Source organism: Pseudomonas sp. W2Jun17 (assembly GCF_023127795.1).
GTDB classification, from domain to species: domain Bacteria; phylum Pseudomonadota; class Gammaproteobacteria; order Pseudomonadales; family Pseudomonadaceae; genus Aquipseudomonas; species Aquipseudomonas synxantha_A.
Genome location: NZ_SPKO01000039.1, coordinates 133,999 through 154,491 on the forward strand (window position 1 = coordinate 133,999; position 20,493 = coordinate 154,491).

Annotated in this window: 16 protein-coding genes and 1 pseudogene; 11 read left to right on the top strand and 6 right to left on the bottom strand. The window is 60.7% G+C overall.

Going from position 1 to position 20,493, the window contains the following annotated elements:
* Positions 1-177: 177 nt before the first annotated feature.
* On the top strand, positions 178-1,161 hold the full coding sequence (locus E4O98_RS26040; protein ID WP_248136652.1) for an AraC family transcriptional regulator: 984 nt from the start codon (positions 178-180) through the stop codon (positions 1,159-1,161).
* On the opposite strand, the gene E4O98_RS26045 is transcribed toward E4O98_RS26040, so the two are convergent.
* The 3 genes from E4O98_RS26045 to E4O98_RS26055 all read right to left on the bottom strand — a co-directional run bounded on the left by E4O98_RS26045 (position 1,162) and on the right by E4O98_RS26055 (position 5,859).
* On the bottom strand, positions 1,162-2,406 hold the full coding sequence (locus E4O98_RS26045; RefSeq protein WP_248136654.1) for a carbohydrate porin: 1,245 nt from the start codon (positions 2,404-2,406) through the stop codon (positions 1,162-1,164). It abuts the gene before it with no gap.
* A 54-nt stretch (positions 2,407-2,460) separates the two neighbouring features.
* Positions 2,461-4,869 (bottom strand): glucose/quinate/shikimate family membrane-bound PQQ-dependent dehydrogenase, encoded by a 2,409-nt coding sequence (locus E4O98_RS26050; protein ID WP_078821046.1) that lies wholly within the window; start codon positions 4,867-4,869, stop codon positions 2,461-2,463.
* A 114-nt stretch (positions 4,870-4,983) separates the two neighbouring features.
* Entirely contained in the window at positions 4,984-5,859 is an 876-nt protein-coding gene (locus E4O98_RS26055; RefSeq protein WP_005787467.1) for a bestrophin family ion channel, read from the bottom strand.
* 331 nt (positions 5,860-6,190) lie between these two features.
* Between E4O98_RS26055 and E4O98_RS26060 the strand changes: the two genes are divergently transcribed.
* Positions 6,191-7,042, top strand: a complete 852-nt coding sequence (locus E4O98_RS26060) for a hypothetical protein (RefSeq protein ID WP_248136656.1) — start codon at positions 6,191-6,193, stop codon at positions 7,040-7,042.
* Positions 7,043-7,044: 2 nt separating this feature from the next.
* Positions 7,045-8,073, top strand: a complete 1,029-nt coding sequence (locus E4O98_RS26065; protein WP_032876486.1) for a GGDEF domain-containing protein — start codon at positions 7,045-7,047, stop codon at positions 8,071-8,073.
* Between the two features lie 15 nt (positions 8,074-8,088).
* Here the strand turns inward: E4O98_RS26065 and E4O98_RS26070 are convergent, their stop codons facing one another.
* Positions 8,089-8,388, bottom strand: coding sequence for a helix-turn-helix domain-containing protein (locus E4O98_RS26070; RefSeq protein ID WP_050549300.1), 300 nt, complete (start codon positions 8,386-8,388; stop codon positions 8,089-8,091).
* Positions 8,389-8,479: 91 nt separating this feature from the next.
* Here E4O98_RS26070 and E4O98_RS26075 point away from each other — a divergent pair, with 91 nt between their 5' ends.
* The 3 genes from E4O98_RS26075 (at position 8,480) to E4O98_RS26085 (ending at position 12,751) form a co-directional block, all read left to right on the top strand.
* Positions 8,480-9,571, top strand: a complete 1,092-nt coding sequence (locus tag E4O98_RS26075) for an NADH:flavin oxidoreductase/NADH oxidase (protein WP_032876480.1) — start codon at positions 8,480-8,482, stop codon at positions 9,569-9,571.
* Between the two features lie 204 nt (positions 9,572-9,775).
* The gene (locus E4O98_RS26080) at positions 9,776-11,911 is read left to right on the top strand and encodes a TonB-dependent receptor (protein WP_248136658.1); all 2,136 of its coding nucleotides are present in this window, start codon (positions 9,776-9,778) and stop codon (positions 11,909-11,911) included.
* Between the two features lie 240 nt (positions 11,912-12,151).
* Positions 12,152-12,751, top strand: coding sequence for a hypothetical protein (locus tag E4O98_RS26085; protein ID WP_078821049.1), 600 nt, complete (start codon positions 12,152-12,154; stop codon positions 12,749-12,751).
* 16 nt (positions 12,752-12,767) lie between these two features.
* On the opposite strand, the gene E4O98_RS26090 is transcribed toward E4O98_RS26085, so the two are convergent.
* Positions 12,768-13,490 carry a FadR/GntR family transcriptional regulator gene (locus E4O98_RS26090; RefSeq protein WP_005787481.1) on the bottom strand — a complete coding sequence of 241 codons (723 nt, stop codon included), beginning with the start codon at positions 13,488-13,490 and terminating at the stop codon, positions 12,768-12,770.
* 48 nt (positions 13,491-13,538) lie between these two features.
* Entirely contained in the window at positions 13,539-15,275 is a 1,737-nt protein-coding gene (locus tag E4O98_RS26095) for an IlvD/Edd family dehydratase (RefSeq protein WP_248128903.1), read from the bottom strand.
* Positions 15,276-15,466: 191 nt separating this feature from the next.
* Between E4O98_RS26095 and E4O98_RS26100 the strand changes: the two genes are divergently transcribed.
* The 5 genes and pseudogenes from E4O98_RS26100 to E4O98_RS26120 all read left to right on the top strand — a co-directional run.
* Complete coding sequence (locus tag E4O98_RS26100) at positions 15,467-16,789, top strand: MFS transporter (RefSeq protein ID WP_078821050.1); 1,323 nt, start codon at positions 15,467-15,469, stop codon at positions 16,787-16,789.
* A gap of 16 nt (positions 16,790-16,805) precedes the next feature.
* A complete protein-coding gene (gene araD1 / locus E4O98_RS26105) occupies positions 16,806-17,798 on the top strand; it encodes an AraD1 family protein (RefSeq protein WP_148854096.1) in 993 nt (330 codons plus the stop codon).
* A gap of 10 nt (positions 17,799-17,808) precedes the next feature.
* A complete protein-coding gene (locus E4O98_RS26110; protein ID WP_216091189.1) occupies positions 17,809-19,389 on the top strand; it encodes an aldehyde dehydrogenase (NADP(+)) in 1,581 nt (526 codons plus the stop codon).
* A gap of 16 nt (positions 19,390-19,405) precedes the next feature.
* Complete coding sequence (locus E4O98_RS26115; RefSeq protein ID WP_032876464.1) at positions 19,406-20,269, top strand: SMP-30/gluconolactonase/LRE family protein; 864 nt, start codon at positions 19,406-19,408, stop codon at positions 20,267-20,269.
* A 37-nt stretch (positions 20,270-20,306) separates the two neighbouring features.
* Positions 20,307-20,493: pseudogene (locus E4O98_RS26120) on the top strand (arabinose ABC transporter substrate-binding protein); the annotation flags it as partial.

The following is a 20,493-nucleotide window of genomic DNA, read 5'->3' on the forward strand; positions in this document are numbered from 1 at the left end:
CATCGTGCAGACATGATGGGACCTTGACTGAGAGTTCTGATCGGCGTGCGTTGCTCAGGGGCAGCAGCAATCTGGCTTGGCACGTGCGGTGCGCCAAATGCTAATAATTATCAATTGCAGAGTTCTACCCCGATGTGGTCTGATTCGAGCCGTATCCGGTCAGCCAGGAGATTTACGATGTCAGCCGTTCAGGGAGGCGCAGGAGAACCGATGCCGGTCTCGCGAATCATTACGGGAGGGTTTGGTAGCGATCTGGGGCCGGGAGCGCATTGCCGGGTCACGCGTATGACCCTGCAGGAGGGCCTGGACATCGTGCGTTGGCAGAGTATCTTTGAGCAGCCGGTAGAGTTGCCCTTGCAAGACGACAGCGAGTGCATTCACTTCAGCTTCACCAACCTGTTAAAGGGCAAGGCCGCGTGCAGCTTTCGCGATGGGCGCCGGCAACGTCGCTATGTGATTGATGAAGGCGCGGGCAGCATCAGCTTTGGCCGTTGCCGCCACGGCCTATATCACCAGCACGGCGAGATCGACAACATCACCGTCATGATTCGCCCCGAGTTGCTGGCCCAGTGGGAATTGAAGCTCGACCCGCTGCTGAACAAGGCATTGGCCTGCGAACATTGCTTCCTCGACGGCCATCGCAGCGGTGAAATGAGTGCTACCGCGCACATGCTCGGCCTGGCCATGGACCACGGCGCCAGCCTGCCATCGGCCCCGCCGCGCAGCAGCCTGTGGCTGTACGGGCAAAGTGTCACGCTGGTCAGTCTGTTCCTCGAAGCGCGCCAGGATGGCGAATGCACCTGCCGCGTCAGCCACACCGACCGCCAGCGCCTGGTGCGGGCCCGCGATCGTTTGCTGGAAGATCTGGGCAAGGCGCCAAGCCTGTCGGAGTTGGCCCGTGAGTCCGGCTTGAGCCAGCCCAAGCTCACCCGCGGGTTTCGCCAGCTGTTCTCCAACAGCGTCTATGGCGTGTTCCAGCAGACGCGCATGATCCAGGCGCGCAGCCGCTTGATGAGCGGCAATGAATCGGTGATGCGCATCGCCTCGGACCTCGGTTATGCCAACGCCAGCCATTTCGCCACTGCGTTCCGCAAGCAGTTCGGGATCAATCCGTCGATGTTGAAAAATGGCGGGCGCGGCAGAGCCCTGGATGTCGGCTGACTAGAAGGTCGCTTTCACCTGCAGTCCCAGCACCAGCGCGTTGTCGATGTTCTGTGCGGAAAACGCCCCCGGCTCGATGATGTATTGCACGTCCGGGCGCAAGGTCAGCCACGGTGTGGCCTGGTAGCCGTAGCTGAGTTCGATCAGCTGTTCAGCGTTGTCCAGGTTGGCGTAGGCCGCATCCGCATTATCCCGGCTGCGCGGGTTGGGCACTGCACGGCCATAACCGAGGGCGACGGTATCCCGGGGGCGACTGTCGAACGGTTTGTACAGTACCAGCCCCGCGCCATACCACTTGGTGAACGGCGAAGCCGCTTCGCTGGCCGCAGAGTATTGGCCGAAGGCGTGCAAGCTGCGGCCTTGGGAGGATTGGGAGGCCCACACCGCCTGGTCGATCAACAGGTAGTGACCGCCGCGCCCGCTGACGTCCTTGTTGCTGCCAATGCGTTTTACATCGGAACTGTCGTAGTAATAACCGAGCTTGTATTCACCCGGCAGGCTGCCCGCGTGCTTGTAGATCAGCTCGATGGGCACCACGGTGCCGGTGGTGTGCTTGGGCCCCAGGTGCCAGGCGCGGCTGGAGTTGCCATTGCTGGAAGGGTCGACGTTGAACGCCGCCACCCGCAGTTGCCAGTTTGGCGAAAAGTCATATTTCACCCGCGCGCCCAGGTGCGCATTCGGGTAATTGGCCCAGCCACTGCCGCCCGACATGTTCAGCGGATGCCCGCAGAAACCGGCGTTCATGAAATTGCACAAAATGCCGCTGTCCAGGCCGCCGAGGTCATTGCCCATGGCCATGTAGCCGAGCTTGACGTTGAGTGCGGAGGTGAACAGCGTGCGCTCGTAGCTCAACTCGGTGAGGCGCGTGTAGAGGCCGCCGTAGTTTTCCTGGATCGGCAGGCGGTTGCCCACCAGGTCTTCGGAAGCGCTGTTGCCGCGTCGGTCGTTGATGGTTAGCTGGATGCGGTCGCCGTTGTTGAAGCCGTAGAGCTTGCCCAGGTCGAACTGCACGCCGAGCTTGAGGTTTTGCGAATAGCGGGCCGAGCGATGCTGGCCGCCGTGGGCGTTGTAAGCGGTTTCGCCGCTGTAGTCGCCGGTAAAGCGGATGCCTTGTGCGTCGAGCTCACGGCGCAGGCCGCCCCAGTCGCCGGTCAGGGTGGTGTCGTCGGCTTGAACGGGCAGGGCAGCAGTCAACGCCAGGCCGAGCACCAGGCGCCCAAGGGAGGTATGAGAAGTAGGGTTCATGCGGGGTTCCAAACGCAAAGCGCGGTGCGGGAGCACCGCGCGAACAGAGGGGGGTTACGGCAGGGCGTAGGCGATCACGTAGTCGCCGCGGTCGGTGGACTGGCGCGCGCCGCCGGCGGTGACGACGATGTACTGCTTGCCGGTTTTTGGCGACACGTAGGTCATCGGGCCACCCTGGCTGCCGACCGGCAAACGGGCTTTCCAGATTTCGTCACCGTTGCCACTGTTGAAGGCGCGCAGGTAGAAGTCCTGGGTGCCGGCGATAAAGATCAGGCCGCCTTGGGTGGACAGCGTGCCGCCCAGTGTCGGCAGGCCGACTTTGATTGGCAGGTGCATGCGGATGCCCAGGGGGCCGGTGTCTTCAACCGTGCCCACCGGCACTTGCCAGGCAACTTTTTGCGTCTTCATGTCGATGGCGGTCAAGGTGCCGAATGGCGGTGCCTGGCAGGGAATGCCGGCCACCGACAGGAAGCGGTTCTTGTTGACCGCGTAAGGCGTGCCCTTGAGCGGCACGGCGCCCATACCGGTGTTCAGTGCTTCACCACCGGAAGAGGCCTGGGCCTTGTTTTGCGACGGCACCATCTGGATCCACAGCCCCAGGCGCATGTCGTTGACGAAGATAAAACCGTGTACCGGATCGGTGGAGATGCTGCCCCAGTTCATGCCGCCGAGCGAACCCGGAAAGCTCAGGGATTTATCGGTGCCCGGCGCGGTGTACAGGCCGTCGTAGCGCATGCCTTTGAAGTCGATACGGCACAGCAACTGGTCGTACGGCGTAGCACCCCACATGTCCGATTCGGTCAGGGTCTGCGCGCCAATCTGCGGCATACCCACCGATTTTGGCTGGGTCGGGGAGTATGGTTCGTTGGGAATGTTCGCGGCCTTGACCGGCACTTCCTGCACGTCGGTCAGCGGCTTGCCGGTGGCGCGGTCGAGCACGTAGATCTGCCCGGCCTTGGTGCCGATCACCACAGCCGGTACCGTTTTGTCGCTGCCTGGCGGGGTGAAGTCGATCAGGCTCGGCTGCATTGGCAGGTCGAAGTCCCAGAGGTCATTGTGGACGGTCTGGTAGACCCACTTTTCAGCACCGGTGGACGCGTCGAGCGCCAGCACGGAGGCGCCATATTTGTGGTTCAGCTGGGTGCGTTCCACGCCGTAAATGTCGGTGGAGGAGCTGCCCATCGGCAGGAAAACGGTGTTCATCAGCGGGTCGTAGGACATCGGCGCCCAGCTGTTCGGCGTGCTGCGCACATAGGTGCTGCCCGCGGCCGGCGCTTGCTTGTCTTCAGGGTTGCCTGGGTCGAACGCCCAACGCATCTGGCCGCTGATCACATCAAAACCACGGATCACGCCGCCTGGCATATCGGTCTGCACGTTGTCGGCGACACGGCCACCGACAACGACGGTGGTGCCGGCGATCAAAGGCGCCGAGGACAGTTGGTAGTAGCTGTCCGGCACATTACCCAGGCCGGCTTTCAAGTCCACTTGGCCATGGGTGCCGAAGTCTTCGCAGAACTTGCCGGTGTCGGCATCCACGGCGATCAGGCGCGCATCAATGGTGTTGGTCAGCAGGCGACGCTGGCACTGCGCACCGGCAGGCACGCTGGCGGCAATGATCGGCGAGCTGTTGGGCTGGGTCGGCTGGGCAATCGGCGCAGTGGCGTCGAAGTAGGCCATGCCACGGCAACGCTGCCACACCGCTGACTGGGCGTTGACCTCGTTCTTCCACAGCTCTTTGCCGGTGTCGGCGTCCAGAGCGATCAAGTTGTTGTGCGGGGTGCAGATGAAGACTTTGTTGCCGATCTGCAAGGGCGTCAACTGGTCTTCGGCGCCGTTGCCGTCGCTGATGGCCACGTCACCGGTGTGGTAGGTCCAGGCGACTTTGAGTTTGTCGATGTTGTCGCGATTGATCTGGTCCAGCGCGGCGAAGCGGCTGCCGCCCTCGGTGTTGCCGTAGTGCGCCCAGTCTTTCTGTGCATCGGCTTCGGCTACCGGGGTGATGCCAGGGCCGGCACCGGTCGGCGCCACGCTTGGGTGAGCGACGAACATATTGCCTGCCGCCACCGCCACGCCGACTGCCAACAAAGCCGCGACCGCATAAGCGCCACGCGCCGGTTTGCCGGCCAGCAATGGATATACCAGCGCCACCACCACGCCGATCACTGCGAACATGAACAGCCGCGAGAACAGCGGCCAGTACACCAGGCCCACGTCGGCCACCGCCCATACGGCCGTACCGACGAGGAACGCGGCAAACAACCACGCTCCGGCAGGCTTGCGCCGAGCGATCAACAGGCCGGAGACAGCCATGGCCACGCCACCTGCCAGGAAGTACCAGGAACCTCCCAGGCTGACCAGTTTGGCGCCGCCCACGGCAAGCGCAAGACCGAGCAGGGCGATGACAACGCCCAGGCCCAGGAGTAGAAATCTAGAGACGCCAGCGGCGCGCGATGCTCGTTTCATGTCGAATAGACTCGAGTGAGAGAGGGCAAAGACGCGATTTTAGCAAGATAAGTAACCGGTTAGTACATTGTGCCTCGTAATAGTCTTTTACAACTACGGCGACGATGCCTTGGCTCAGGCCAACGCATCGCGCTGCATCGATTGCAGGTTCTTCTCAATGGTTTCGCAAATCGCCTCCATCTGGATCTGATGCTCGCTGGAGTGAAACGGGCTTTGCAGGTCGGTGCCGATACGCTCGATGGCCAGCAGCATGAAGCCCACTACCGTGGAAGCCAGCGGGGTAAACCAGCCGAGGGATTCCACCAGGCCCACCGGTACGATCAGGCAGAACAGCGAGATGAACAGCCGCGGGAAATACACGTAGGGGTAGGGCAATGGTGTATTGGCGATGCGCTCCATGCCGCCTTGGGCATTGGACAGGTCGACCAGGGTCGACTCCAGCCGCGCCAGGCGAATACTGTCCAGGTGGCCGGCTTTGTATTCCTTGGCCAGCAACGCCGCTGACCCGGTCAGGATGTCATTGGCAAAATTGTTGGTCGCGCCATTGCGGGCAAATTCCTCGGCGGGGATAAACGCTCGCACTTCATCCGGGCAGGGTTCGCCCTTGAGGTGGGCGGCCAGGCAATTCACATACGCCACATGGCGGCGCAGCAATGTGGATTTGATCGGATTCACTTCGCCGTCGGGGTCATCCAGCAGCGTCAGCACCTGGCGCGCAAAGCTGCGTGAATTGTTGACCATCGCCCCCCATAACGTGCGCGCTTCCCACCAGCGGTTATAGGCGCTGCTGTTGCGAAAACTGATCAACACCACCAGCGCCGAACCCAGCAATGTCAGTGGCATCAGCGGCAGGTTGATCTTGGTGGTGAGAAACAACATGAAGTCCACGGTTACTGCCACATCCCACAGCAATAGCCAGAACAGGGCCCAGCCCACATAGCCCATGGTCTTGATGATCAGGCGGTATTTCTTCAGGACGGCAGCTTTCAAACGAGAACCTCGCGGCGGGCGGTTGGCAACAATGCTCTGTTACGACGCCACGCAAGGGAGAAAGGTTCGCCGGTTGCTGAATCGATTCGTCGACCAGTCACTCGCTTCGGAGGATGTAACGAGAAGTTACGCGCAGGTGTGCGCAGAGGGTCCACTTGAATCTGGAACAACTTTGGTACTGATGACGTCTTGTCCGGCAATCGCTGTACATTGAGTTCGAGGCAAAAAGCCATTAACCGTAGGGTTTACCACGTGATTTGTTTTGGGGCCGGGCTGCAGGGATTTCGTAGCTGAGATCAGTGGAATCAAGTTGGATGATCAGGGCTCTTTCATGCATGTCAGTTCGTTGAAGTCGGCTATGTGTAATACCGCGCAAGCGCTCGAACGTCATAAGGATTTTGAATCGTGCCTGAGAGCGCATTACCACGTGCTGCTCGTGCCCTATTCCCGAAGACCGTTTTTCTACAAGAGTGCACTTAAATACAGCCGTTTGATGGTGTCGTTTGCCTTATTGAGTGAATACTTCCCCACACCCTTACCGTTATTGTCGGAAGTTAAGACCCTGTGTGTGACGCGCAGGTATTGTTCAAAAAACAGCCTGGAATCAATGTTCCTGTTATTGCGGGCGCTGGGCTTCATGGACGTCGCGCCGCACCCCGAAGACAGTCGCTTCAGGGTCTACGCGCCGTCGGATGAGGCCTGTCGCGAAGCGTGTTTGATGTTGACCTCGCTCACCGAGTCATTGGCGCGGCTTTACCCTGAGCGGGCGATTTTCCGGCAAATGCGCGAGTTGGATGACCGGGGCTTCCTGTCCCTTTATTTCAAGGGCTTTGCCATTATCCTCGACGCCGATCTCACGGTGGATGTACTGCTTCCCGAGTGTTACTGGTTGGTGAAAAGAGACGCCGGGCATCTGTTGATGCTGGCGATTTATAACGATGCCTTCGCGCCGGAAAATGATCGGGCCACGTTCCGGTCATCGTCTTATCTGGCCTTGGCCAAGCAACTTTCCGTGTCCAAGACTCACATTATTCGAATGGTCCAGGAGGGTGTCGAGAAGGGGTATTTCAAAGCTCACTCCAAGACCCGGCTGGAAGTGCTGCCGCCTTTTGTCAGCCTGGTAAAACGCTTTATGGCCTTTTCTTTTGCGCTGGGCCTGCATGCTATTGAGATGGGAGCGTAAGGATGCCTGCTAACTTGAAGTTAAGGCCCAGGATGCGCAGGTTGTTGTCGCCTGCGGTGACCCAAGCGGAATGGATCGGGATCATTGCCTGGGTCGGTATCTGGCTGATTCATCCAGCCATGCAGTTCGACCTGTCCATGTTGGGTGTCACCATTGGCCTGTTGCTGGTATGCCGGTTTCACTCCAAAACCGCCAACTTTCTACTGTGGCGGATGCTGGGAGTGGCCTATATCGTGATGTTGTCCGTGGGGTTTGCCTATGTCATTGGCCTTAATCAGGAGTTGCGTATCTACGGCTTGCCCCTGGCCGTCACCCTGGTGGTCGGCAGCGCTATCTTGTTTATCAGTGTTCAGGATTATCTGGTCGGCGCCCTGTTGGTCTGGTTCATATTATGGTCGCCGATGCAGGCCGATATATATGCAGGAACACAGGCTTATCTGCTGATATTTTGCGCATCTTCGGTCTCCATCGGTTTCATCCTGAGTTATTCGTATTTGAAGAACCTGCGTTCGGTGTTGTTGGTGGAAAGCGAGTTTCGCGCCTTGGCCGAAACCGATTATTTGACCTCGATCCTTAACCGTCGCGCTTTTATGCAAAGCTTCGAACAGCTGCTCGACAGCGGCCAGGCTGGCTACTTCATCATGTTGGATATCGACAGCTTCAAGGCAAAAAATGATCTGTACGGTCACGATGTCGGTGACAAGATCCTGCGGGCCATGGCCGTGTGCCTGAAAAACGCCAAAGGCAGCCACAGCTTTGGAAGAATCGGCGGGGAGGAGTTCGGCGTGTTGTTGCAGGACGATGACCCGGTCTTCGCCCGTGAGTTCGTGCTGGGTTTGTTGCAGGCCATACGCTCAAGTGTTGCCGCGCCTCACAACTACACCTGCAGTGCGGGCATGGCACGCTTCGCGCCAGGTGACGAGTTATCGGCGGTGCTCAAGATGGCGGACAAAAATCTCTACGGCGCCAAGCGCAATGGCAAGGACTGCGTGCACCTTAATGGCGTGTTGCTGCAGCCTGTTGCGTCCTGATGGGCAAAACGCCGGCTAGGATTGCGCAAGAACACTCGCCAGCAGCCCGGGAAAGCGGCTCTCAAGCTCTTCACGGCGCAACGAATTCATATGGGTGGTGCCCACATTGCGCGTGTGTACCAGGCCCGCATCACGTAACACCCTGAAGTGGTGGGACATGCTGGACTTGGGCCGCCCGCCATCCAGTTCACCACAGCTGGCTTCGGCCACGCCGGCCAGGCAGCGCACGATGTCCAGGCGCACGGGGTCGCTGAGGGCGTACAGCACGCGCTCAAGCGTCAATTCTTGCAGGGTAGGGTGTTTGAAGGCTCGCATGGGGCGGATCATAACAGGGGGGTAGCGTTCAATACCATAGTTCGATTACCATCGAACTATCGAATCACACACGCTTCTCTCGGAGTATCTGATGTCCGCATTGTTCGAACCGTTCAAACTCAAAGACGTTACCTTGCGCAATCGCATCGCCATCCCGCCGATGTGCCAATACATGGCCGACGACGGCATGGTCAACGACTGGCACCATGTGCACCTGGCCGGCATGGCCCGGGGCGGTGCCGGCCTGCTGGTAGTCGAGGCCACAGCAGTCGCACCGGAGGGGCGTATCACCCCAGGCTGCGCCGGTATCTGGAGCGATGCCCATGCCCAGGCGTTCGTGCCGATGGTCAAGGCCATCAAGGCCGCAGGTTCGGTACCGGGCATCCAGATCGCCCACGCGGGCCGCAAAGCCAGCGCCAACCGCCCATGGGAGGGCGATGACCACATCCCGGCTTCCGATGCCCGCAGTTGGGAAACCATCGCGCCGTCGGCCATTGCATTCGGCGCTAATTTGCCCAACGTGCCGCGTGCCATGACCCTGGAAGACATCGCCCGCGTCCAGCAAGACTTCGTCGATGCCGCCCGTCGCGCCCGCGATGCCGGTTTTGAATGGATCGAACTGCACTTCGCCCACGGTTACCTGGGCCAAAGCTTTTTCTCCGAGCACTCCAACCAGCGCACCGATGCCTACGGCGGCAGCTTCGATAACCGCAGCCGTTTTCTCCTGGAAACCCTGGCCGCCGTACGCGAAGTCTGGCCGGAAAACCTGCCACTGACCGCACGCTTTGGCGTGATCGAATATGACGGCCGCGACGAGCAGACGCTTACCGAATCCATCGAGTTGGCGCGCCGCTTCAAGGCCGGTGGCCTGGATCTGTTGAGCGTCAGTGTCGGTTTCACGATTCCTGACACCAACATCCCGTGGGGTCCGGCGTTCATGGGGCCAATTGCTGAACGTGTACGTCGTGAAGCCGGTATCCCGGTGACATCGGCGTGGGGCTTTGGTACTCCGCAACTGGCCGAAGGCGCGCTGCAGGCCGGTCATCTGGACTTGGTTTCGGTAGGGCGTGCGCATTTGGCCGATCCGCACTGGGCGTACTTTGCCGCCAAGGAGTTGGGCGTGGACAAGTCCTCCTGGACCTTGCCGGCGCCTTACGCACATTGGTTGGAACGCTACCGTTGAGGCCAGCCAGCCGGTGATATGAGCCACTCGATTGAGTGGCTTTTTTTCGCCCGTGGTTTTTGCAGTACCCGCTCGATACAACGCCGATACTGGAAAAATAACAAATGAGAATTGATATCAAACGAGAATATGCTGAGATATGATGCGCGGCGAATTATTGGCAGGTTTGCCGCCCCATCTGGCTCATTCACTAGGTTTACATCCATGCGTCGTACCCTGATTTCAATCTGTGTGCTCCAGGCGTTTTCCCCTTTGACCTGGGCAGAGGATGCCCCTGCTGAAAAAGCCAGTATCGAGCTGCAAGCCACCAATGTGACTGCTACTGCAGATTTCGAATCGGCGCAGGGCCCGGTTCAGGGCTACCACGCCACCCGTTCAGCCAGTGCGACACGCACCGACACCTCGATTCATGAAACCCCACAGTCCATCAGCGTTGTCTCCAAAGACGTGGTCGAGGATATCGGCGCAACCCGCCTGCAAGATGCCCTCGACTACGCCGGCGGCGTCGGCCGCGCCAACAACTTTGGCGGCCAGGGCCTGACCACCTTCACCGTACGTGGCTTCACCACCGGTGAGTTCTACCGCAATGGGTTCCCGATCAACCGGGGCTACCCGAACATGCCGGATGCCAACACCATCGAACGCCTTGAGGTGTTGCGCGGCCCCGCAACCATGCTCTACGGCCGTGGCGACCCCGGTGGTACGTTCAACGTGGTGTCCAAGCAACCCTTGGCCGAACGCACCGTCACCCTGGGCAGCCAGGTGAATGACCAGGGCATGAAGCGCGGCACCCTGGATGCCTCCGGCCCTCTGGACGAAGAGGGCCGTCTGGCGTATCGCCTCAACGTGGTGGGCGAGGGTGGCGATACCTTCCGCGATCATGTCGAGACCGAGCGCTACGGCGTGACGCCGGTGATCACCTGGCAGGCCACCGATGCCACCAAGGTGACCTTCGAAGGCGACTTCATGCGCAACAACCACCCGCTGGACCGTGGCCTGACGCGTTTCCCCAACCAGCGCGGCACGCCATCGCGCGATACGTTCTGGGGCGACAAGGATGCCGGCAAGCTGCACAACGACAACAACATGGCCCAGTTGCGTTTCGAGCACGCGCTCAACGACAACTGGACCCTGGGCGGCGGTTTCCAATGGTTGGACGGCAGCTTGAAAGGTAACGCCATTGAAGCCAATGGACCGAGCAGCCTGGGCGCCGATGGCCGTACCCTGCAACGCAACTTCAACTACCGCAAGCTGGAATGGACCGACAAGGATTACCAGCTCAACCTGACGGGCCACTTCTCCACGGGCGGGTTCGAGCACACCTTGCTCACCGGTATCGAGTACGAGGATTACGACTACAAGTCGATCATCCAGCGTTCCAGTGCGGCCCTGGGCACTTACCCGATCGACATCTTCAATCCGGTGTACGGCCAAACGCGCCCGGCGCTGACTCGCACGCCCACCCACGATAAAGAAAACCTCAAGACCTACGCTGCCTTCGTGCAGGACCAGGTGGCACTGACCGAGCGTCTGAAAGTCTTGGCAGGTGCGCGTTTCGAGCGTTTTGAACATGACTACCAAAGTTATGTGGCGGGAGTAAAACCGTGGACCGCCGCCGACAACGCCGTCACGCCGCGTGTGGGCGTGATCTACGACCTCACCGACACCGTCGCGGTCTATGCCGACGCCGCCCGTTCGTTCAAGCCCAACACCGGCGCCAGCCGCGAAGGCGGTGGTTTCGCGCCGGAGAAAGGCAAGTCCTACGAGATGGGCATCAAGTGGGAGGCGCTTGATCGTCAACTGAGCGTCGACGCGGCGGTCTACCAGATCGAAAAGAAAAACGTGCTGGCCACCGACCCTTTGGACAATACCCTGAGTGTCGCGACCGGCCAGGTACGCAGCCGCGGATTTGACCTCAACGTGGCAGGCAACCTCACCCCCGAGTGGCGTGTGATCGGCGGCTACGCCTACGTGGACGCCGAAGTCACCCGCGACACCACCCTGCGCGCCGGCACCCGCTTGATGAACATCCCGCGCAACAGCTTCAGCCTGCTCAACGTCTACGAGTTCCAGGACGGCGCACTCAAAGGGCTGGGCCTGGGTGCCGGTGGTAAGTACGTCGACCAGCGCGCCGGCCAGACCGCCAATACGGCCTTCTCGATGGACGCCTACACCGTGGTCGACCTGCTGGGTTACTACAAGGTCAACGAGCAGGTGCGCCTGAACCTAAACGTGAAAAACCTGTTCAACCGCGAGTATGAGGAAGGCGCGTTCGGCAATATCTACGCTTACCCAGGCGCACCGCGCACCGTGCAGGTCGGAATCTCCTACACCCTATAAGGCTATACACAGTACTCAATGTGGGAGGGGGCTTGCTCCCGATAGCGGTGAGTCAGTCTCAATGTTTTTGACTGATACACCACTATCGGGAGCAAGCCCCCTCCCACATTTGCAGCTGCGTTACTGTCAGGTTTGACAGTAGACAGTGAAGGGCGATGGAGGGATGTTTGCCGTTAACGTGTCAGCGTAGTGGTCGGCGCTTATTATTTTTCCAAGCCACGCTTAATAGGGATATTAAAAATGGAACAGGAACTCATAAATGAAGTTGAAGAACTGATTAAAAAAACCAACGATGCGGAGCGTCTGTTCACCCGGTACGCCACCAAGTGCTACACGTCAGCCTTGCAAAAATACGCCAAGGAAATCAGCGAGACCTCATACACGTATCTGTTGGCCGAGCTTGCCGAAAGTTCGTTGAGCTCCGAAATCCTCGGCCGGCCAGGTGCCAATATCAGCCTGGTCAGGATCGAGATAGAGGAGGTTATGCTCGAAGCCGACGTGATCAAGAAATTGAAACGGGCCGAAACCCACTATCTGGAAACGTTGGAATCGGTGCGTAAGTTCGAAGACCTTAAACGCTTTGAAAAGATGCAGGACACGTCCGATATCGTGCGCTCGATAAAACTGGGTGTGTCACGTTTCAATATCCTGTTTGTCATCCTGCTGATCGGCGGCTTGACGTGGGCGGCGATCAATCTGCCTAAAGAAGCCCTGGCGCTTATATCTGCCGCTATCGGCGGGGCTATCACCCACTTGTTGTCCGAGCGCCAGGCGGTGCTGGCGCTGAAAAAAGAGGGCGATAACACCTGCCCCAGAGCCAACAATAACAATCAGGAGTGAGTGCGACGGGGTGGGGTTACAACGGCGTCAATACATTCATCACCGTATCCAGCGCCACCCGCGTGTCATCCAGTTGTACCAGCGAGGCATGCCTTGCGCCCAGCGCATCGCGGTTCTGGATCGCGGTGAGGATTGCCTTGTGCCGGGGCAGGCTCAGGCCCTGGATATCCGGGCGGCGGTTGGTGATATTGATCGACTCGCGCAGCGGCAACGAGAGCATGTTGCACATATAGGCGAGCAGGTCGTTGCGGGTGGCGTCGGCAATCGCGCGGTGGAAGTCCAGGTCGGCCTGCAACAGGTCCTCGTGGGTCTTGGCGGTTTCCATGCCCTGGTAGGCTTGTTCGATGATGGCGATGTCTTCATCGGTGGCGGTGGTCGCGGCCATGGCAGCGATTTCCGGTTCGAGGATGCGGCGCACCCCGGCCAGCGTATTGAAGAACTCACTGTGGGGCGTGGACTGCATCAACCAGGACAGCACATCCGGGTCGAGCAGGTGCCATTTCAAGCGTGGCCGTACCACCGCACCCACCCGTGGCTTGGAATACACCAGGCCCTTGGCGCTGAGCACCCGCGTCGCCTCGCGCAACACCGAACGGCTGACCTGGTATTCCTCGCACAGCGTGGCTTCCATGGGCAACCGTTCTTCGGGCTTGAAGCGACCGGAAACGATGTGCATGCCCAGGTCCTGAACGATCTGGGCATGCTGGCTCTTGCGCGGCTTGGGCGGCTGGTGATCCATAACGACGGGCAGGCTCTGGCTTGAATTCGCCGCATCATAGCATCCCAATTAGTGGGAATGCCGTGGGACTTCCGCTCCGCGGCAGCCCACCAGGAAGTCAAAGTCGCAGCCCTGGTCGGCTTGCAGCACATGGTCGATGTACAGTTGGCGATAGCCACCGACGATCAGCTTTTGCGGTGGCGCCAGATCAGCCATGCGCGCCGCCAGCTCGGCGTCGGGGATGTCCAGGTGCAGGCGGCCATTGGCGCAGTCGAGTTCAATCCAGTCACCTTCCTTCACGGCTGCCAATGGCCCGCCGGCAGCGGCTTCCGGTGCCACGTGCAAGACCACCGTGCCGTAGGCGGTGCCGCTCATGCGCGCATCGGAAATGCGCACCATGTCAGTCACGCCCTGGGCCAGCAGTTTGGCCGGCAGTCCCATGTTGCCGACCTCGGCCATGCCTGGGTAACCCTTGGGGCCGCAGTTCTTCATGACCAGGATCGAGTTGGCGTCCACGTCCAGCTCCGGATCGTTGATGCGCGCCTTGTACATGTCGAAGTTTTCGAACACCACCGCACGGCCACGGTGTTGCATCAGTTCGGTGCTGGCGGCAGACGGCTTGAGCACCGCACCCAACGGCGCCAGATTGCCGCGCAGCACGCAGATGCCGCCGTCGGCGCGAATTGGGTTGTCGAGGGTGCGGATCACTTCGTCCTGGCCGTAGATCGGCGAGTCCTTGGTGTTCTCGCCCAGGGACTTGCCGTTGACGGTCAAGGCGTTCGGGTGGGGGATCAGGTTGGCCTCACCCAGGCGACGCAACACGGCAGGCAGGCCGCCAGCGTAGTAGAACTCTTCCATCAGGAAGCGCCCTGAGGGTTGCAGGTCGACGATGGTCGGCATGCCGCGCCCGATGCGGGTCCAGTCATCCAGGTCCAGCTCCACGCCGATGCGCCCGGCGATGGCTTTAAGGTGAATCACTGCGTTGGTCGAACCGCCGATGGCCGCGTTCACGCGAATCGCGTTTTCAAACGCTTCTTTGGTGAGGATCTTCGACAGCTTCAAGTCTTCGCGCACCATCTCGACCGCACGCATACCGGACATGTGCGCCAGCACATAACGCCGCGCATCCACCGCTGGGATCGCCGCGTTGTGGGGCAGGGACGTGCCCAGTGCCTCGGCCATGCACGCCATGGTCGAGGCGGTGCCCATGGTGTTGCAGGTGCCTGCCGAGCGCGACATGCCGCCTTCGGCCGCGAGGAAGTCATCCAGGGTGATGGTGCCGGCCTTGACTTGTTCACTGAGCTGCCACACCACCGTGCCCGAGCCGATGTCCTGGCCCTTGTGTTTACCATTGAGCATCGGCCCGCCGGTGACCACGATAGCCGGGACATCACAACTGGCGGCGCCCATCAGCAGCGCCGGGGTGGTTTTGTCGCAGCCGGTCAGCAGCACCACACCGTCAATCGGGTTACCGCGAATCGCTTCTTCCACATCCATGCTTGCCAGGTTGCGGGTCAGCATCGCGGTAGGGCGCAGGTTGGATTCGCCGTTGGAGAACACTGGGAACTCCACCGGGAAGCCACCGGCCTCGATCACGCCGCGCTTGACGTGCTCGGCGATCTGGCGGAAATGCGCGTTGCACGGGGTCAGCTCCGACCAGGTGTTACAGATGCCGATGATCGGCTTGCCATGGAACTGGTGGTCGGCAATGCCCTGGTTCTTCATCCAGCTGCGGTACATGAAGCCGTTTTTGTCGGCGGTACCAAACCACTGGGCGGAGCGTAGGCCGGGCTTTTTGTCAGGCATGATCGATTCTCTTATTGTATGACTATATGTTCTATGCGTGCTTAAACATAAGCGCAAAATCGCTGCTTTGGAAGTGTTGTTTTGTAAATAGTCCTACTATATAGTCTTTATCAACTGAGGTATGACCCTGGCGGATTTCGCGAGAGGCGTCCCCCGAGCTTCTATAAAAACAACAATCGGAGATCGACCCCATGAGCCAGGAATTGCGGCTTATTCGGCGCATCACGCTGAAACTGATTCCCTTCCTGATCCTGCTGTACCTGATCGCCTACGTAGACCGTTCCGCCGTAGGGTTCGCCAAGCTGCACATGGGCGCCGACGTAGGTATCGGTGACGCTGCCTATGGTTTGGGCGCAGGGTTGTTCTTCATCGGCTACTTCCTGTTCGAGATCCCCAGCAACCTGATGCTCGACCGCTTCGGCGCGCGGCGCTGGTTTGCGCGCATCATGATTACCTGGGGCGCCATCACCATCGGCATGGCCTTTGTGCAGGGGCCGCACAGTTTCTATGTGATGCGCTTTCTGCTGGGCGCGGCGGAAGCCGGGTTCTTCCCCGGCGTGCTGTACTACATCACCCAGTGGTTCCCGGTGCGCCATCGCGGCAAGATCCTCGGGCTGTTCATTCTCTCCCAACCCATTGCAATGATGATCACCGGGCCCGTGTCCGGTGGTTTGCTCGGCATGGACGGCATTCTTGGCCTGCACGGTTGGCAGTGGCTGTTTATCGTGATCGGCACCCCGGCGATCCTGCTGACCTGGCCGGTGCTGCGCTACCTGCCGGACGGTCCCAGGCAGGTCAGCTGGATGAGCGAGCAAGAGAAAACCTGGCTTACCGGCGAGCTGGAAAAAGACCTGCAAGCCTACGGCCAGACCCGTCACGGCAACCCGCTGCACGCGCTCAAAGACAAACGCGTGCTGTTGCTGGCGCTGTTCTACCTGCCGGTGACCCTGAGCATCTACGGCCTGGGCCTGTGGTTACCGACCTTGATCAAGCAGTTCGGTGGCAGTGACCTCACCACCGGCTTCATCTCGGCCGTGCCGTATATCTTCGGCATCATCGGCCTGCTGATCATCCCGCGCAGTTCCGATCGATTGAACGATCGCTATGGCCATCTCGCCGTGCTCTATGTGCTCGGCGCCATTGGCCTGTTCTGCAGTGCCTGGCTGAGTGTGCCGGTGCTGCAGATGGCCGCGCTGTGCCTGGCAGCTTTCGCGATGTTTTCCTGCACGGCGGTGTTCTGGACCTTGCCGGGACGGTTTTTTGCCGGTGCCAGCGCGGCGGCCGGCATCGCCTTGATCAACTCGGTGGGCAACCTTGGCGGCTATATCGGCCCGTTCGTGATCGGGGCGCTCAAGGAGTACACCGGCAACCTCGCCTCGGGCCTGTATTTCCTATCCGGCGTGATGCTGTTCGGGTTGCTGCTGACCCTCGTGGTCTACCGCTTGCTGGAGCGCAAGCACGTACTGCCCGTCGATCAATTTGCCGCCAGCGCCCGTGGCGCCACACGTACTTAAATCCAGGAGAACCTGCATGCGTTTAGTTCAGTTCGAGTTGAGCAACGGTGAGCGCCGCGTCGGCGTGGTGGAAGGCGACACCCTGCGGGAAGTGCAGGGCGCGCACAGCGTGCGCGAATTGGCCCTGGCCGCCATCGAAGCCGGGGTCAAATTGCAGCAACAGGTACAGAGCCTGGGCCTGGGTGCCAGTCATGACTACGCGGCGCTGCTGGCCGAACTTAAAATCCTGCCACCGCTGGACCACCCGGACCCGGCCCATATGCTGATCAGCGGCACCGGCCTGACCCACCTGGGCAGTGCCTCGGCCCGCGACAAGATGCACCAGCAGGCCGGTGATGACAGCGCGATGACCGACACCATGCGCATCTTCAAATGGGGCGTGGAGGGCGGCAAACCCGCTGCCGGCCAGGCCGGTGTGCAGCCGGAGTGGTTCTACAAGGGCGACGGCAGCATTGTCGTGCGTCCAGGCGCCGCCTTCCCGGTGCCGCCGTTTGCCGAAGACGCCGGCGAAGAGCCGGAAATCGGCGGCCTGTATGTGATCGGTCACGACCGCAAGCCTTATCGCCTGGGCTTCGCGGTGGGCAACGAGTTCTCCGACCATGTGATGGAACGCAAGAACTACCTGTACCTGGCCCATTCCAAACTGCGCAGTTGCAGCTATGGCCCGGAGCTGCGCGTGGGCGAGTTGCCCGCGCATCTGGCCGGTACCAGCCGCATCCTGCGTAACGGCGAGGTGATCTGGCAGAACGAATTCCTCAGCGGCGAAGCCAACATGTGCCACAGCCTGGAAAATCTTGAATACCACCACTTCAAATACAGTCAGTTTCTCAAACCGGGCGATGTGCATATTCACTTCTTCGGCACCGCTACCCTGTCATTCGCCGACGGTATACGTACTCAACCGGGCGATGTGTTCCAGATCAGCCAGGCTGAGTTCGGCGCGCCATTGATCAACGGCATCGGCATGGTCGACGCGGTATTCGAACCCGGCCACGTCATCACCCTTTAAGGAGACCTACATGACCCAGTTCCTCGGCCACAACTACATCGGCGGCCAGCGCAGCGCCAACGGCAGCGTCAAGCTGCAGAGTATCGATGCCACCACCGGCGAAGCCTTGCCCCAGGATTTCTACCAGGCCACCCCGCAAGAGGTGGATGCCGCCGCCAAAGCCGCGGCGGCCGCTTACCCGGCCTACCGCGCCTTGAGCGCCGCACGGCGTGCGCGGTTTCTGGACGCGGTGGCCGATGAGCTGGACGCGCTGGGCGATGATTTCGTCGAGTTGGTCTGCCGCGAAACTGCGTTGCCTGCTGCCCGTATCAAAGGCGAGCGCGGGCGTACCAGTGGCCAGATGCGCTTGTTCGCCACCGTGCTGCGCCGTGGTGATTTCTACGGGGCGCGTATCGACAAAGCCCAGCCCGACCGCCAGCCGTTGCCGCGTCCGGACCTGCGTCAATACCGTATCGGCCTGGGCCCGGTGGCTGTGTTCGGTGCCAGCAACTTCCCCCTGGCGTTTTCCACCGCCGGTGGCGACACCGCCGCTGCGCTGGCCGCCGGTTGCCCGGTGGTGTTCAAGGCGCACAGCGGGCACATGGCGACCGCCGAGCGCGTGGCCGATGCGATCATTCGCGCCGCCGAGGCCAGCGAGATGCCGGCGGGCGTGTTCAACATGATCTTCGGCGGCGGTGTCGGTGAAGCGCTGGTCAAGCACCCGGCAATCCAGGCGGTGGGCTTCACCGGTTCGCTCAAGGGTGGTCGTGCCCTGTGCGATATGGCGGCCGCACGCCCGCAACCGATCCCGGTATTTGCCGAAATGTCGAGCATCAACCCGGTCATCGTGCTGCCCCAGGCCCTGCAAACGCGCGCCGAGAGTGTCGCCCGCGACCTGACCGCCTCGGTGGTACAAGGCTGCGGCCAGTTCTGCACCAACCCCGGACTGGTGATTGGCATCGCTTCGCCTGCGTTCACCGCGTTCACGCAACAGGTCGCGCAATTGATCGGTGAGCAACCGGCGCAAACCATGCTCAACACCGGCACCCTGGACAGCTACGGCAAGGGCCTGGAAAAACTCCTGTCTCACCCGGGCATCCAGCATCTGGCAGGCAGTACGCAAGTGGGCAACCAGGCTCAACCGCAACTGTTCAAGGCGGATGTACGCTTGCTGATCGACGGCGACGAAGTGCTGCAGGAAGAAGTGTTCGGCCCCACCACGGTGTTTGTCGAGGTCGTCGACCAGGCTCAACTCAGCGCCGCCCTGCATGGGCTGCACGGCCAGTTGACCGCCACGATCATCGGCGAACCGGCTGACCTGCAACAGTTCGCCGAGTTGACGCCACTGCTGGAGCAGAAGGTCGGGCGCATCCTGCTCAACGGTTACCCCACGGGGGTGGAAGTCTGCGATTCGATGGTGCACGGCGGGCCGTATCCGGCGACCTCCGACGCCCGCGGCACCTCGGTCGGCACCCTGGCCATCGACCGTTTCCTGCGGCCCGTGTGCTTCCAGAATTACCCTGATAGCCTGCTGCCCGACGCGTTGAAAAACGCCAACCCGTTGCGTATCCAGCGCTTGGTGGATGGCGCACCGTCTCGAGAATCGCTGTAAGTCATCAGGAGGCTTCATGTCGTTGAGCGCAGTCACCCCACACCGTGCCCGGTTGGGCGAAGGGCCGTTCTGGGATGTTCGATCCCAGGCGCTTTACTGGGTGGATATCGCCGCCAAACAGGCACTGCGCTGGATGGACGGGCAGTTGCAGGTGTGGCAGTTGCCCGAGCATGTCTCGGCGTTCATTCCGTGTGAAAGCGGCGATGCGCTGGTGACCTTGAGCAGCGGTGTGTATCGCCTCGACCTGGCTACCCAGGCGCTGACCCTGCTGTGCGTGGCCGACCCGCAACCGGGCAACCGTGGCAACGAAGCGCGCTGCGATGCCCAGGGCCGGCTGTGGCTGGGCACCATGCAGAACAATATCGGTGAGCAGGGCGAAGACCTGCCCATCACCCGGCGCTCCGGTGGCCTGTTCCGTGTCGATGCCGATGCGCGGGTCACGCCGTTGCTGACCGGGCTGGGCATTCCCAATACGTTGCTTTGGAACGAGGAGGGTAGCCAGGTGCATTTCGGCGACAGCATGGACGGCACGCTGTATCAGCATTCGATCCAGTCCGACGGCCAGCTCGAACCCGCCCAGGTATGGTTTGCACCCCATGAGCGCGGTGGGCCGGACGGCTCGGCCATGGACAGCGAGGGCTACATCTGGAACGCCCGTTGGGACGGCAGTTGCCTGCTGCGCCTGACGCCCGCAGGTGAGGTCGATCGCATCATCGAGCTGCCGGTCAGTCGTCCCACCAGTTGCGTGTTCGGTGGGCCCGACCTCACTACCTTGTATATCACCAGTGCCGCGAGTCCCTTGGATCACCCTTTGGACGGTGCGCTGTTGGCCATTGAAGTCGATATCCCTGGCAAGCCTTGCCATCGTTTCGCCGGTTAAACCCAAGACTCAAAAACAACAACAAGAGGTGTCGTTCATGAAAAAGGTTCTACGCGTTCTGGCTGCCGCTGTTGCGTTAAGCAGCCTCAGCAGCATCGTATCCGCCGAAGAAGTGAAGATCGGCTTCCTGGTCAAGCAGGCCGAAGAGCCGTGGTTCCAGACTGAATGGGCTTTCGCCGAAAAAGCCGGCAAGGAGCATGGCTTCACCGTGATCAAGATCGCCG